The organism is Agromyces seonyuensis (assembly GCF_009789225.1).
In the GTDB taxonomy this organism is placed as follows: Bacteria; Actinomycetota; Actinomycetes; order Actinomycetales; family Microbacteriaceae; genus Agromyces; species Agromyces seonyuensis.
In genome coordinates this window covers 38772-52958 of record NZ_WSTA01000006.1, presented here as the reverse complement: position 1 = coordinate 52958, position 14187 = coordinate 38772, and the positions used below count along the sequence as shown (strand labels likewise).

The following is a 14187-nucleotide window of genomic DNA, read 5'->3' as shown; positions in this document are numbered from 1 at the left end:
GGGCAGCCTTCGACGCGGTGGTGCGAGGACGGGCCCGTCGAACGGATTCGGCGATGTTTCACGTGAAACACCCGGCGCGTCCTGACGTCCTCCCACTCGACTCGAGATCGCTTCCGAAGCCTCGGGTTCCGCAGCATCGAGTTGCCAGGGCTTCCCTCGGACGATTCCCCACTTCGCGAGCAGGCTGTCGTGCTGGAGGGTTCTCCCCTGACTGCGCTGCTCCCAGCCAAGCCGTCCCATCGGCACGCGAACAGACCCGCGATACGCGTTGCTCTCGCGCGTGCTCTTGACGCTCAGTCGCGCCGGACGTCGACGGACTACTAGAGGCCTCGATGTGGCGCGCGGTCGATCAGTCGGTCGGCACGGTGGAGCGGGTTCGCTTTGCCCCCGTGCGCTGCAGTGGACCTGTGAGATCAGGGTGTTCAATGGAGTCGGTCGAGGCGGCGAAGGTGCGAAACGGTCCAGCTGATGACGCGAGCCACGCACTTATACACAGCAGTTCTCCACAGGATTATCCACGGGAGTTCTCCACAGGTCTGTGCATAACTCGAGGCTCGATCTGTGCATAAGTCGGGCGGATCGGCTCCCAACGCGGCTGTTCCGCAGGTTTCCAGCGTTCTGGGGGTGACGGCCCATGGTGAAGTCCGAACGTGTCCACGGAGGGCGAAGACGTTCTCCACATCCGTCCTCCACAGTTGAGAACGGGTCGAGGCCATCCGCGCCGACGTCGGTCATCGGTGTGTCGTCGGTCGACGGATAGTCTTGGGTAGCGTGTCGGATGCTCGTTGAGCAGGTCCGACGAAGCGGTCGGAAGGGGCAGCGAGATGGCGGGTGACGGCGGTCGCGGATGGTTCCGCAGGCGGAGCCGTCGGCCGGCGGATGAGTCGCCGACGACCCTCGCACAAACTGCCTCGTCGAAGTCGGCCACCGAAGGGGCGATGCAGCCGGATTCGTCCGCACCCGCGCCGCCGGTGATCGCTTCGAGGCCCCCGGTCCAGTCGGCAAGTGAACCGGCGAGTGCCTCGGCACCGGTCGTCATCGCTGTGACGGGAAGCGAGACGGAGGTTGACGATGCACCTCAGCGGTCGTCACACCACTCCCCCACTCCGTACGGGGAGACGAACGACCCGGTGCGTCGAGCTGAGGTGTGGGCCGGTGCAGACCCCACAGAGCACTATGCCGAGTTGATCGACGGTACCTACCGTCATGAGCCGCAGGTACTGAACGGATACTCGGTTCGAGCTGACGGACAGCGCAGCCCAGCTGCTCGCATCGACTGGGATGCAGCGACTGCGGCTGCTCTCGACGACGCGGGTGACGACTTCGCTTCTGGATTCGACCCGCTGGCGCAATGGCGAGATGCCCCGCCTCGAGAAGGCGACGCGCAGGAAGCCGCGCCGACTCAGGACCCGGCGGAGTCCGAGATCGAAGCTGTCTCGGAGGCCGGAGTCGACCCTGCTCCTGCTGGAGACGTCCGCGTCGCGACTACCGAACAGACGGTCGAGCAGCGGAACGAGCCTGAACTGGACGCGGTCGTCGACGTGGACGCCGAGGACGGTGCTCGGCCTGAGTCCGAGGTCGGATCCGAGTTCATGTTCGAACGCGAAGAGCGACTGAAGCTCACTGCTCCCTCGTCGACCGTCACGGATGGAATTCTCGCGGTCGGTGTCGACATTGCCGACAGCGAAGACGACGACACTGTCTCCGATGCACCGTTTGCGGCAAGCGAGGCTGACGTGAGTGGTGTATTGGATGCGACTCCCGAAGTCGAACCCCATGTGGACGCCTCCGCGACCGACGAGACCGAGCATGCCGACCAAGCGAACGCGTGGAGTTCCGCGGGCGACGACACCGGTGAGGAAGCCGGCGTCGACGAGGGGGTCGAGACGTCGGGCGCGGAATGGACGGCGATCCAGGCGAGCGATCGGGACCTGTGGGCCCCCCGTCCCATGGACGCGACCGACGGCAATGCGAGTCAGACGCTCGAGGAAGCGGCGACTCCGCATGCCGCGACGGCCACGCACTCGGAGCAGACGGGTCAGGACTGGGCGACCGCTGAGTCTGGCGACAACGAGTACGGAGACGATGGGGCCGACGGTGCTGAGTCTGGTGGCCTTGGGCCTGGCGGCGTCGGAGACGGCGACGACCGTGCGGCTGACGCCGCTGAATCCGACACTGCTGAGTCCGACGGCCTCGAGGTCGGAGACCGTGAGCCTGACGGCGTTGAGTCCGACGGCACTGGGGGCGAAGGCGACGGCGAAGAACCGGCCGGCGAGGTCGATGCTGAGAGCGAGGCGGCTCTTGCGGTGGCGGATGGCCCTGCTTCGTCCGAGTCGGCGTCTGCGTCAGCGTCGGCAGTCGATCAGTTCCTCGTCACCCCGCCGCCTCCGATGACATCCGAGACCGCGGCCGCTGACCAAGCCGCGGCGGTGCCGACGTCGGAAGCGACCGGTGGCCGCATGCTGGATGCGGATCTTCGCGCGCACACTGCACCCCCCGGCACCCGACGGCTCGCTCCCGAGGTTCCACCCCCCGCCGATGTTTCACGTGAAACATCGCCCCGATATGGAGGCACTCCCCTGGCCGACGCACTCGCCGACGAGACTCGACGCCGGATGGCGCTCGAACGTGAGCAGCTGCCGCTGCCGCAACAGGCTCGAATCTTCACCATCTCGAACCAGAAGGGCGGCGTCGGGAAGACCACGACTGCGGTCAACCTGGCTGCAGCCCTCGCGCGTGCCGGTGCGAGGGTGCTGGTCATCGATCTCGACCCGCAGGGCAACGCATCGACCGCACTCGGCGTCGAGCATCGCTCGGACATGCAGAGCGTCTACGAAGTGCTCGTCAACGATCTCCCCCTCGCTGAAGTCGTGCACCCCTCGACCGAGCACGAGCGACTCTTCTGCGTTCCCGCGACGATCCATCTCGCCGGCGCCGAGATCGAGCTCGTCTCGCTCGTAGCACGCGAGCAGCGCCTCCGCCGCGCACTCGATGCCTATCTGGCGAACGTGGACGAGCCGTTCCAGTACGTGTTCATCGACTGCCCGCCGTCGCTCGGCCTCCTCACGATCAACGCATTCGTGGCAGCACGCGAAGTGCTCATCCCCATCCAGTGCGAGTACTACGCACTCGAAGGCCTCTCGCAGCTCCTCAGCAACATCGATCTGATCCAGAAGCATCTGAACAACGACCTTCGGCTCTCGACGATCCTGCTCACGATGTACGACTCCCGCACGAATCTTGCGCAGCAGGTCGCGCAGGAGGTCCGCGAGCACTTCCCGGAGCAGACGCTCGAGACGATCATTCCCCGATCGGTTCGTGTCTCCGAGGCGCCGAGTTACGGGCAGAGCGTGATCAGCTACGACTACAGCTCGACGGGATCGCTGTCGTATCGTGAGGCAGCGGCCGAGCTTGCGCGTCGCGGTGAAGAGACGAGAGGCGACTGATGGCAGCGAAGCGAACGGGACTCGGACGCGGCATCGGCGCACTGATCCCGACGATCTCGGAGGAGCAGCGCACCGCTGAGCGTCCGATCGACGTCTTCTTCCCGGACTCGACCGCAACGCCCTCTCCCCCGGCGGAACCGGCGGAGAGCTCCGCCGTCGATGCCGATGTCGCGACCGAAGAGCCGATCGTCCCGGCTCAGCCTGCGAGCGAGGACGAGGCACTGCTCACGGTCCCGGGTGCTCGACTGCTGCAGCTGGACCCCGAGTCGATCGTGCCCAACGCAGCGCAGCCGCGGAGCGTCTTCGACGAGCAGGACCTCGCGGAGCTCGTCCACAGCGTCCGGGAGTTCGGCGTCCTCCAGCCGATCGTGGTGCGTCCCCACCCGGACCTGGACGGCAAGTACGAGCTCGTCATGGGCGAGCGTCGACTTCGGGCGACGAAGGCTGCAGGCCGGACGAGCATCCCTGCGGTGGTCAAGGACACCGCGAACGAGGACATGCTCCGCGACGCCCTGCTCGAGAACCTGCACCGATCGCAGCTCAATCCCCTGGAAGAGGCGTCCGCCTATCAGCAGCTGCTCGAGGACTTCGGCATCACGCAGGAGCAGCTGGCGGATCGCATCGGGCGATCTCGACCCCAGATCTCCAACACGATCCGGCTGCTGAAGCTCCCTGAGAAGGTGCAGCTCAAGGTTGCCGCCGGCGTGCTGTCCGCGGGACACGCTCGCGCGATCCTCTCGGTGAACGAGCCGGAGGCCATGCAGCACCTGGCGGACAAGATCATCAACGAAGAGCTCTCCGTGCGTGCAGCTGAGGCAGTGGCGACTGCTGCGCCGACCTCCAAGCGCGCGAAGCCGGCAGCGGGGCGTCGCCAAGAGTTCTTGGACGAAGCCGCTACTCGGCTCGGGGACCGCCTCGACACTCGGGTCAAGATCTCGTTGGGTGCGCGAAAAGGCCAGATCAGCATTGATTTCGCCAGCGTTCAGGACCTCCGACGGATCCTCGGAGAGCTCGGCGACGATCTGTCCGGCGTCTGATCTTCGGTTCGAAGTACAGCGGAATGGGCCCGGTGTTTCACGTGAAACACCGGGCCCGTTCCGTGTGAATGGACGGACGCCGAACGCGCCGCTCAGGCCGAGCGTGATGCCGCGTGGGCGACCAGCACGTCGTAGACGTCCGCCTGCGTGCGGCCCGCAGCACGTATCGCGAGGGGGGCGATCGACGTCTCCGTCAGGCCCGGAACGACGTTGGCCTCGAGGAACCAGGGCGTGCCGTCCTCGTCGACGATGAAGTCGATCCGGGACAGGTCGCCGAGCCCGAGCGCGCCGTGCGCCGTGATCGCGGCTCGAGCAGCGGCTTCGGCATGGTCGTCAGGGAGGCGGGACGGTGCGTAGAAGGTCGTCTCCCCCGCGGTGTAGCGCGCCTGGAACGTGTAGACCCCACCGGTCGGCACGATCTCGACTGCCGGCAGGGCGACCGGACCGTCGCCTTCATCGACGACCGTCACGGCGATCTCGGTGCCGAGGATGCGGCGCTCGACGATGGCGACATCGTCGTAGACGAACGCCTCGACCATCGCGCGGGGCAGTTCATCGGTCGAGGAAACGATCGAGACGCCTTGCGCCGAGCCGCCGGATCCCGGTTTCACGACGACCTCGCCGGGCATCGCGCTCCGGAGGACCTCAAGCACGCTGGGGGCGCCGAGCTCCCGGAACGTCTCGTGGGAGAGCACGATGTTGTCGGGTACCGCGACGCCGGCGCGGGCGACGACCTCGGATGCTGCGGGCTTGCGCCACGCGAGACGCGCCGCCTCTCCGCGAGACCCGACGACCGCGAGACCGAGACCGTGGAGCAACTCGAACAGCGAGCCGTCCTCGCCGGAGGAACCGTGCAGTGCGGGGAACACCACATCGGGGCGGTTCGCCGCGAGGTACGGCAGCAGTGAGGCATCCGGATCGCGGACGATCACGCGGTGGCCCGCTTCCTGGAGTGCATCGGCGACACGACGTCCCGAACGGATCGAGATGTCGCGCTCGTGCGAGATTCCGCCGGCGAGGACGACGATGTCCAGCGGCCGTTTCACGACGGCGGTCGACTCGTCGGCGGCTGCGTCGATTTCGCTCATGATCAGGGTTTTCTCCTGGTTCTCGAAGGGAGTGCGGCTCAACGGAGGTCCGACGGCGGCGTCGAACCGTAGTCGGGTGCAGCCGGAAGTTGCAGTCGACCCGTGCCGGCGAAGGTGTCGAGCAGATCGAGCTCGCCATTCACCACCGTCGCGAGGCGGCGGACCCCTGTGCGGATCGCCTCGGGCGTCGGATAGCAGAACGACAGTCGCATCGCATGGCGCCCGCGTCCGTCGGCGAAGAAGGCAGTGCCGGGGGTGTACGCGACCAGTTCGCGGACCGCGCGCGGCAGCATCTGCTTGGAGTCGAGCATGTCGGGCAGGGTCACCCAGACGTAGAAGCCGCCGTTGGGATTGGTCCAGCTGAGTTGCGGCAAATGCTCTGAGAGCGCCTCGATCATCGCATCCTTGCGCTCACGGTAGACGCCGCGGAAGCGGTCGATCTGCGCGCGCCAATCGGCCGTCGCAAGGTACTCGGAGACGACCATCTGCGAGAAGGACGAGGGCGACAGGATCGCCGACTCGGCCGCGAGGATGAGTTTCTCGCGAATGGCGTGCGGCGCGAGTGCCCACCCGACACGGAACCCCGGGGCGAGTGTCTTCGAGAACGAACCGAGGTAGATGACGCCTTCGGGATCGAGGGAGCGGAGCGCGTTCGGGACCGGCTCGTCGAAGTGCAGCAGGCCGTACGGGTTGTCCTCGAGGATGAGGATCTCGTTCTCGCGGCAGATCTCGATGATCTCCGGGCGTCGCTCGGCGGACAGGGTCACGCCGGCCGGGTTGTGGAAGTTGGGGATCGTGTACAGGAACTTGATCCGACGGCCCTCACCTCGGAGGCGCGCGATCGTCGCGCGAAGGGCATCCGGGATCAGACCGTCGTCGTCCATCGCGACGTGCACGACGTTCGCCTGGTACGAGCGGAAGACGCCGATGGCACCGACGTAGGAGGGCGCCTCGGCGAGGATGACGTCGCCGGGATCGATGAAGAGCTTGGTCACCAGGTCGAGCGCCTGCTGAGAGCCGGTGGTCGTGACGATGTCGTCGACGGATGCCTTGATGCCTTCGAGCGCCATGACCTCGAGGATCTGCGCGCGAAGCTCGGGAATCCCCTGTCCCCCGCCGTACTGCAGAGCGGTCGGGCCGTTCTCCACCATGACGCGCTGCATGGCGTCCTGGATGAGTTCCTGCGGCAGTGCGGAGACGAACGGCATGCCGCCGGCGAGCGAGACCACTTCGGGTCGCGACGCGACGGCGAACAGAGCTCGGACCTCGCTGGCGGAGAGCCCGGAAGCTCGCTCCGCGTAATTCGCGTACCAAGGGTCGAGATTGTCACCGGTCCGCTGCGGGACGCCGTCAGTGCTCACTTGCGATTTCCGTTTCTGCTGGGATCTTCATGGTATGCCCGTGTTCCCGAGGGTCCGATCCGCGGGTCATCCCGCGACCGGGCCGCTCTCCGGTCCGTGGCATCCTCGCCGGCGCGCAGTTGCCGCCGGGATGCAGAAGACCCGCCCGGCTTTCGCCGGACGGGTCTTCGTACGAATCGACCGCCGACTACGCGATGTAGGCGGCGAGGTCGGCCTCGAGGGCGGGCTTCGGCTTGGCGCCGATGACGGTCTGCACGACCTCGCCGCCCTTGAAGACCTTCATCGCGGGGATCGCGGTGATCTGGTACTTCATGGCGAGGCCGGGGTTCTCGTCGACGTTGAGCTTGACGATGTCGAGCTTGTCGGCGTGCTCCGAGGCGATCTGGTCGAGGATCGGGCTCACCGCGCGGCACGGACCGCACCACTCGGCCCAGAAGTCGACGAGCACGGCCTTGTCGTTCTGGAGGACCTCGGCCTCGAACGTGGACTCGGTCACTGCACGTGCACTCATGGATTCTCCTTTGTCAGTGCGTCGGCCGCGGGCCGGCGCCGGTGTTCGGCGGTCGGATGCCACAGGGCGTCCGGCCGTCAGGTCAGTTGGCCGCCACGGCGACTGGAACGGGCTCCGCGTCGACGGACTCGGCGTCCTCGAGGCCCGCGAGGAAGACCTCCGCGTCGAGCGCAGCGGCCGCGCCCGAACCGGCGGCGGTGATCGCCTGACGGTAGTGCGGGTCGATGACGTCGCCGGCGGCGAACACGCCCTCGACGGACGTCTTCGACGTGCGACCCTGGACGGCGATGGTGCCCTCGACGGTCAGGTCGAGCTTGCCGTGCACGAGGTGCGTGCGGGGGTCATTGCCGATGGCGACGAACAGGCCGTCGAGCTCGAGCTCGCGCTCCTCACCCGTGACCGTGTCGCGCAGCTGGACGCCGGTGACGGCGGACGCGCCGCGGATCGCCGAGACCTCGACGTTCCACACGAACTCGATCTTGGGGTTGTCGAACGCGCGCTGCTGCATGATCTTCGACGCCTTGAGGCTGTCGCGGCGGTGGAGGACGTAGACCTTGTCGGCGAACTTCGTGAGGAAGTTCGCCTCCTCCATGGCCGAGTCCCCGCCGCCGACGACGGCGATCGTCTTCTGACGGAAGAAGAAGCCGTCGCACGTGGCGCACCAGGACAGTCCGTGGCCCGAGAGGAGCTCCTCCTCCGGCAGGCCGAGCTTGCGGTAGGCCGAGCCCGTGGCGAAGACGAGCGTCTTCGCCTCGTGGGTCTCGCCGTTGCCGAGCTTCACGCGCTTGACCGGGCCGGCGACGTCGAGCTCGACGACGTCGTCGTAGACGACCTCGGTACCGAAGCGCTCGGCCTGCGCCTGGATCTTCGTCATGAGGTCGGGGCCCATGATGCCCTCAGGGAAGCCCGGGAAGTTCTCGACCTCGGTCGTGTTGACGAGCTCGCCGCCCACCTCGACGGACGAGGCGATGAGCAGCGGGGTCAGTTGTGCGCGTGCGGCGTAGATCGCGGCGGTGAAACCGGCAGGTCCGGAACCGATGATGATGATGTCGCGCAACCGAGGCTCCTCGAAATTCGTCGAGCACCTGTGGTTCAGGCGCACGAAGTGGTCAACACAGTGTAGGCGTGCGATATTCCGAGCCGCCCGAGCGTGACGGCGGGTGCCCGCCTCGAGAGCCGGATGTCGGTCAGGAGGTCGTCAACGCCGGCGCAGCCGGGCGAGCACCGGCTCGGCGAAGCCGCGGAACTCCGGGGAACGGAGCAGCCAGAGACCGCCGAAGTAGAGGACCGACATGACCGTGCCGACGAGGACCATCGTCACGATCGCGCTCCAACGCGAATCGATCGCGAAGCCGCCCGGCACATTCACCCCGAGGGCGAGCACGATCCCGATGCCGGCGGCGGCCGGCAGGATCAGCGCGGCGACGGAGCGAACGACGGCAGTGGCGATCCGGCGTCCGTCGAGCAGGCCGAGCCGGCGCCGCAGGACGACGAGCGACACGATGACCTGGACGGTCGAACCGAGGGTCGTCGCGAGTGCGATCCCGACGGCGCGATACTCCGCCGGCAACGCGAGGGCGGCGAGCGAACCCAGGCTGAAGACGCTCACTTGCACGATGGTGATGAAGAAGGGCGTCCGGGTGTCGCCGAGTGCATAGAACGTGCGCTGGACGACGAAGAGGACGCCGAAGCCGAGCAGGCCGATGCCGTAGGCCATGACGAGCCAACCGAGGGCACGCGACTCGGCGAATCGCGGCTCGAACACCGCGGCGAACGGGAAGGCGACGGTGATCAGCACCGCTTCGGCCAGCACGATGATCGTGCCGATCCCGCGGATCGCACTGGAGAGGTCGGCACGCACATCTGCGATGCGGTCGGCCGCCGCATGCGCGCTCATCCGGGTGAAGTAGGCGGTCGCGATCGACATCGTGATGATCGAGTGCGGGAGCATGAAGATGAGCCAGGCGTACTCGAGTGCTGCATTCGCCGCGGCACCGGCAGACGAGGCGGTTCCGGCCACGTTCGCCTGGACGATCCCCGCCACGGTCGAGAGCAGCAGCATCCCGAACGTCCAGCCCGCCATTCGGCCCGCACTGCGCAGCCCCACGCCCCGCCAGCGGAAGTCGAATCGGAAGTGCAGTCCGACGCGCCTCCAGAAGACGAAGAGGACGAGTGCCTGCACCGCGATGCCGAGCGTGGCCGTGCCGCCGACGAGGGCGATCATGCCGATGGTCCAGTCGCCGGCCGTGCGGTTCACCTCGTCGGCGAAGCCGAAGACGAGGCCGAAGACGGCGAAGCCGACGATCGACACGACGTTGTTGACGACCGGTGCCCAGGTGTACGGTCCGAAGCTCGAACGCGCATTCAGCACTTCGCCGAGGATCGCGTAGAGGCCGTAGAAGAAGATCTGCGGGAGGCACCAGTAGGCGAAGGCGACCGCGAGGTCGAACGTCTCGGGCGCGAGGGTGCGACCCCAGACGAAGGTGAGTGCCGGAGCGAGGAGCGTGGCGATCAGCGCGGCCGCGGCGAGCAGGACGATGCTGAGCGTGACGAGCTTGTTGATGTACGCACCGCCGCCGTCGGCGTGCGAAGCGGACCGCACGATGAGCGGCACGACCACGGCCGAAAGCACGCCGCCGGCGACGATGGTGAAGATGATGGTCGACAGGCCGTTGCCGACCGAGAACGCATCGGCGCTCGCTCCGACGACGCCCAAGGACGCGGCCAGCACCATCGACCGGACGAACCCGAGGAGTCGGGAGACGATCGTCCCCGACGCGATGAACGCGCTGGCCCGTCCGATGCTGCGATCAGCCACGCGGTGCCTCGTTCGGCTCGCCCGCGGTGTCCGGGCGCTCGTGCGCGTCGTCGTCGCGGTCCCCGTGCAATTCGGAAGATTCCTTGTCGGGCATGGATGCCGCACCGCCCTGTTCGCTCGATGCCATGGCAGGCATGTCGCCACCGTCGCCATGGTCGTCGTGTTCCGCGCCTCGCTCGGCCCGGCGTCGGCGGATCGACCGGAACACGCCGAAGGCCAGGAACCCGAAGGCGCCGATGGCGAGCACGACGGCGCCGATGCCCTCCCAATCAGCGTGCACGTTGGCCTGGATGACGACCGGTGATCCCACCGCCACGCCGGTCGGCGATTCGAGGCGCACGGTCAGCCGAGTCTCGCCGTTGCCGATGCCGGCCGCGACCGGAATGCGCGCCGTGGCGCGCGAGTTCGCCTCGACGGTGAGTTCGACGACGTCCTCCACGATGAGCCGGCCGTTGTTCGGCGTCGCGGAGACCTCGACCGTGGCCGGATACTCCAACTCGTTGGCGACTTCGACCGTGACGCCGACCTCGGAGGAGATGACGAGGACGTCGGCGGCCGGGACGACCGAGACGGCGTCGACCGTCGCGCGCGACGAGTCGAGGTAATCGTCCGTGGCGGTGATCCAGAGTGCGGGCATCGCCGCGACGCCGTTGGAGAACGAGCCGAGGAGCGAGCGTCGCTGCTGATCGGTCAGTGGCGCGGGGTCCTCGAGGACCGTCGCGAACTCGGTCACCGCATCCTCGGCGGAGAGCATTGTCGCCGCCGTGGCAAGGTGTGCGTCGTCCGCGGAGCCTTCCGGCAATGCGCGGGCGGGAGCGTCACCCGCTCCCGCCTGGGCGAGCGTCGAGGCGCGCACCCAAGGCAAGGCGTCCGTCTCGGCGAGGACCATGCTCAAGCGGCTCGGGCTCCCGGCGGCTTCGCGGTTCACGGCGGCGAGGACCGTGCCGCCGGTCGATTCAGAGCGTGCAAGGACGGCGAGTCGGGCTGCTGCTCGTGCGGCGGCCGCCCGGTACGTCGCGTCGGACGTCGCCTCCGCAGCCTCCTGGTAGTCGGCGGACAGTTCCGCGTCAGCCAGCAGGCTGAGGCCGCCTTCGACGGTCGCGGCGGCGGAGGCGCCCGCTTCGACACCGAGATCGCCGGATCGGATGACGGTGGTGAGCCCGGCGGTGGAGTAGAACGCGGCGTCGCCCGCGATCGCCGTTCCGTCTGCGGGCCAGGCGACGTCGACGCGGGAGAACGGCCAGCCGGCGAGGGCCTCGGCGACCGGATCGAAGGCGGCAGCGTCCTCGCCGTTCTCGTCGCCGTCCGTCGTGGGCTCGGCGGTGGCCGTCGACGTCGGCTCGGGAGCGGCGTCGGAGTCGGAGGCGCCGGGCGTCGGCGTCGCGGTCGGCGACTCCGTTTCGGGCACATCGACGAGGAGGCTCGCCGCGGTGGCCTCACGGAACCCGAGGGGCTGGAGCGGGGACTCGAGCTCGAGCCGCGCCTGGAGTCCGAGGTCGGCGTCGGCGTACTGCAGCGGGAACGTCTCGTTCGACACCCCGCTGAGACGCTCGAGCCATGCGGTCGCCGACTCGGGAGCGCCGTCGCCGAGCACGAGGATCGACGCGATGAGTCGGGGATCGACGCCCACGGCGACCGACCGATCGGCCAGCGCATCGAGCTGCCGGGAGAGCTCGCCGGTCGACGCCGTCAATTCCTCGAGGTCCTCGGCGGAGATGAGGCCGTCGGCGGTAGCGGGTGCGACGAGAGCGGCTACCGACGCGAGCCCGACGGTCCCCGTTGCCCCCTCGGACCACACCGCGGTTCCGCGCCCGTCCGCGACCGAACTGCCGGCCGTGCTGAAGGTCGCGCCGAGCCCGATCGGCGTCACTTCGTCGACGCCGGGATCCAAGGCGGAGATCGGCACGCCGAGGGCGACGGTGGCGGAGTCGCCGGGGAGGATGACTCGCGTCTCAACCCTGCCGAGTTCGGCTCCGACAGGGGCCGAGTCATCTGCCGTGAGCCAGGCGTCGAGCTCGTCGTCGTCGTCGAGGGCGCCGGCGGCGGTGAACAGCCGGACGCTGCCGACGCCGATCGTGCGGTCGGTCGAGTTGTCGATCTCGACGAGCAGTTGGGCCTGGGCGGCGGGGTCGGCGGCCCGCGTCGCGTCGATCGTGGACGTCGAGGCCAGTGCGACGGTGAGGGTGACGGTGCCGTCCTCGGCGACCGCGGACGGCGTGGCCGCGAGCGCCGGGAGTGCGGCGTCCGCGAGCATGGCGCCGCCGAGCATCCCGGCCCCGAGCGCTGCGACGAGCGCGGCGGAGCCGAACCGGCGCATGGGCACGGCGAACGGGCTCCGCGAACGCAGGCGCACCGGAACGGCGCCGTCGGGTCGGCGGAGTCGACGCACACGGTTCGACTCGGGCAGCATGCTGGCGATTCTACGGTGGGGCGGCCTGTGCTCACGGTGGGGCGTTCGCGCCCTCCCGCCTACGATGGAGGGCATGCAGAGTGTCGCGGCAGCCCTCGATCGGCTGGGCGAACTGGCCGCCTCCCCCGCCGTCTCCACCCTCGCCGACGCCTTCGAGGCGGGGGGCCACGAACTCGCCCTGGTCGGCGGCCCGGTGCGGGATGCGTTCCTCGGTCGCCCGGTGCACGATCTCGACTTCACGACGGATGCGACGCCGGAGCAGATCCTCGGCATCGTGAAGCCCATCGCCGAGGCCCACTGGGACATCGGTCGCGCGTTCGGCACGATCGGGGCGAAGATCGCCGGCGAGACCGTGGAGATCACGACGTACCGTGCGGATGCCTACGACGGAGCGTCGCGCAAACCCGACGTGGTCTTCGGCGACTCCATCGAGGACGACCTGGTGCGGCGCGATTTCACGGTCAACGCCCTCGCCCTCCGGCTGCCGAAGCTCGAGCTCGTGGACGTCGCCGACGGGGTCGGGGACCTCGTCGCGCAAGTCCTGCGCACGCCGTCGGCGCCCGAGGTCTCCTTCGGCGACGATCCGCTCCGGATGCTCCGCGCGGCGCGGTTCGCGTCGCAACTCGGCTTCGAGGTCGAAGCCGGCACGCTCGCCGCGATGACGGAACTCGCGCCGGCGATCGAGCGCATCTCTGCGGAGCGGGTGCGCGACGAACTCGCCAAGCTCCTCTCGACGGACGACCCGATCGCGGGTCTGCGGCTCTTGGTCGACACCGGTCTGGCCGGTTTCGTGCTCCCCGAGCTGCCGGCGTTGAAGCTCGAGGTCGACGAGCACCATCACCATAAAGACGTCTACGAGCACTCGCTCACGGTTCTGCGGCAGGCGATCGGACACGAGGTTTCACGTGGAACGCTCGACTCCCCCGACCTCGTCCTGCGGCTCGCCGCCCTGCTCCACGACATCGGAAAGCCCCGCACCCGTCGGCTGGAACCGGGTGGTGCGGTGTCGTTCCACCACCACGACGTCGTCGGCGCGAAGCTCGCCCGCAAGCGCCTGCGCGAACTGCGATTCGACAACGACACCGTCGACGCGGTGAGCCGGCTCGTCGAGCTGCACCTGCGGTTCTTCGGGTACGGCGACGCGGGGTGGACCGACTCCGCAGTGCGACGCTACGTGCGCGACGCCGGCGACCAGCTCGAGCGACTGCACATCCTCACGCGCTCCGACGTGACCACCCGCAACCGCCGAAAGGCCGAACGGCTGGAGTTCGCCTACGACGACCTCGAGCGCCGCATCGCGGAGCTCGCCGCCCAGGAAGAGCTCGACGCGGTGCGCCCCGAGCTCGACGGCCAGCAGATCATGGAGATCCTCGGCATCCGCCCCGGTCCCCTCGTCGGCGAGGCGTACAAGTTCCTGCTCGACGTGCGACTCGACGACGGGCCGATCGGCGAGGACGCCGCGCGCGAACGCCTCCTCGCCTGGTGGGCCGTACGCGACGCCTGATCGGTGTCGGTC

At 68.5% G+C, this 14187-nt stretch carries 9 protein-coding genes; 3 read left to right on the top strand and 6 right to left on the bottom strand.

Translation table 11 applies throughout. The features are described 5' to 3' along the window. The first annotated feature begins 2615 nt into the window (after nt 1-2615). Both GB864_RS02550 and GB864_RS02545 read left to right on the top strand, forming a co-directional pair. Nucleotides 2616-3446 (top strand): ParA family protein, encoded by an 831-nt coding sequence (locus GB864_RS02550; RefSeq protein ID WP_236778839.1) that lies wholly within the window; start codon nt 2616-2618, stop codon nt 3444-3446. Beyond that, the gene (locus tag GB864_RS02545; RefSeq protein ID WP_160422782.1) at nt 3446-4483 is read left to right on the top strand and encodes a ParB/RepB/Spo0J family partition protein; all 1038 of its coding nucleotides are present in this window, start codon (nt 3446-3448) and stop codon (nt 4481-4483) included. The genes GB864_RS02550 and GB864_RS02545 overlap by 1 nt, the downstream gene beginning before the upstream one ends. 92 nt (nt 4484-4575) lie before the next feature. Here the strand turns inward: GB864_RS02545 and GB864_RS02540 are convergent, their stop codons facing one another. From GB864_RS02540 to GB864_RS18330, 6 genes are all read right to left on the bottom strand, one after another. Then, nucleotides 4576-5571, bottom strand: a complete 996-nt coding sequence (locus tag GB864_RS02540) for a D-alanine--D-alanine ligase family protein (protein WP_160422781.1) — start codon at nt 5569-5571, stop codon at nt 4576-4578. Between the two features lie 38 nt (nt 5572-5609). Beyond that, nucleotides 5610-6800 (bottom strand): aminotransferase-like domain-containing protein, encoded by a 1191-nt coding sequence (locus tag GB864_RS02535; protein WP_419672756.1) that lies wholly within the window; start codon nt 6798-6800, stop codon nt 5610-5612. 319 nt (nt 6801-7119) lie between these two features. Next, nucleotides 7120-7443: a thioredoxin gene (gene trxA, locus GB864_RS02530; protein WP_160422779.1), complete on the bottom strand. Its 324-nt coding sequence runs from the start codon at nt 7441-7443 to the stop codon at nt 7120-7122. 82 nt (nt 7444-7525) lie between these two features. Beyond that, the gene (gene trxB, locus GB864_RS02525; protein WP_160422778.1) at nt 7526-8500 is read right to left on the bottom strand and encodes a thioredoxin-disulfide reductase; all 975 of its coding nucleotides are present in this window, start codon (nt 8498-8500) and stop codon (nt 7526-7528) included. Between the two features lie 141 nt (nt 8501-8641). Further along, the gene (murJ, locus tag GB864_RS02520) at nt 8642-10261 is read right to left on the bottom strand and encodes a murein biosynthesis integral membrane protein MurJ (protein WP_336603843.1); all 1620 of its coding nucleotides are present in this window, start codon (nt 10259-10261) and stop codon (nt 8642-8644) included. Next, the gene (locus GB864_RS18330) at nt 10254-12671 is read right to left on the bottom strand and encodes a DUF6049 family protein (protein ID WP_236778833.1); all 2418 of its coding nucleotides are present in this window, start codon (nt 12669-12671) and stop codon (nt 10254-10256) included. The genes murJ and GB864_RS18330 overlap by 8 nt, the downstream gene beginning before the upstream one ends. Nucleotides 12672-12744: 73 nt before the next feature. On the opposite strand from GB864_RS18330, the gene GB864_RS02515 reads away from it, so the two are divergent. Then, nucleotides 12745-14175 (top strand): CCA tRNA nucleotidyltransferase, encoded by a 1431-nt coding sequence (locus tag GB864_RS02515; RefSeq protein WP_160422776.1) that lies wholly within the window; start codon nt 12745-12747, stop codon nt 14173-14175. Nucleotides 14176-14187: the final 12 nt, after the last annotated feature.

Excerpts from the sequence above, each read along its gene's own strand:
- GB864_RS02550 (WP_236778839.1), top strand. The coding sequence starts at position 2,616 with ATGGCGCTCGAACGTGAGCAGCTGCCGCTGCCGCAACAGGCTCGAATC.
- GB864_RS02545 (WP_160422782.1), top strand. The coding sequence starts at position 3,446 with ATGGCAGCGAAGCGAACGGGACTCGGACGCGGCATCGGCGCACTGATC.
- GB864_RS02540 (WP_160422781.1), bottom strand. The coding sequence starts at position 5,571 with ATGAGCGAAATCGACGCAGCCGCCGACGAGTCGACCGCCGTCGTGAAA.
- trxA (WP_160422779.1), bottom strand. The coding sequence starts at position 7,443 with ATGAGTGCACGTGCAGTGACCGAGTCCACGTTCGAGGCCGAGGTCCTC.
- GB864_RS18330 (WP_236778833.1), bottom strand. The coding sequence starts at position 12,671 with ATGCTGCCCGAGTCGAACCGTGTGCGTCGACTCCGCCGACCCGACGGC.
- GB864_RS02515 (WP_160422776.1), top strand. The coding sequence starts at position 12,745 with ATGCAGAGTGTCGCGGCAGCCCTCGATCGGCTGGGCGAACTGGCCGCC.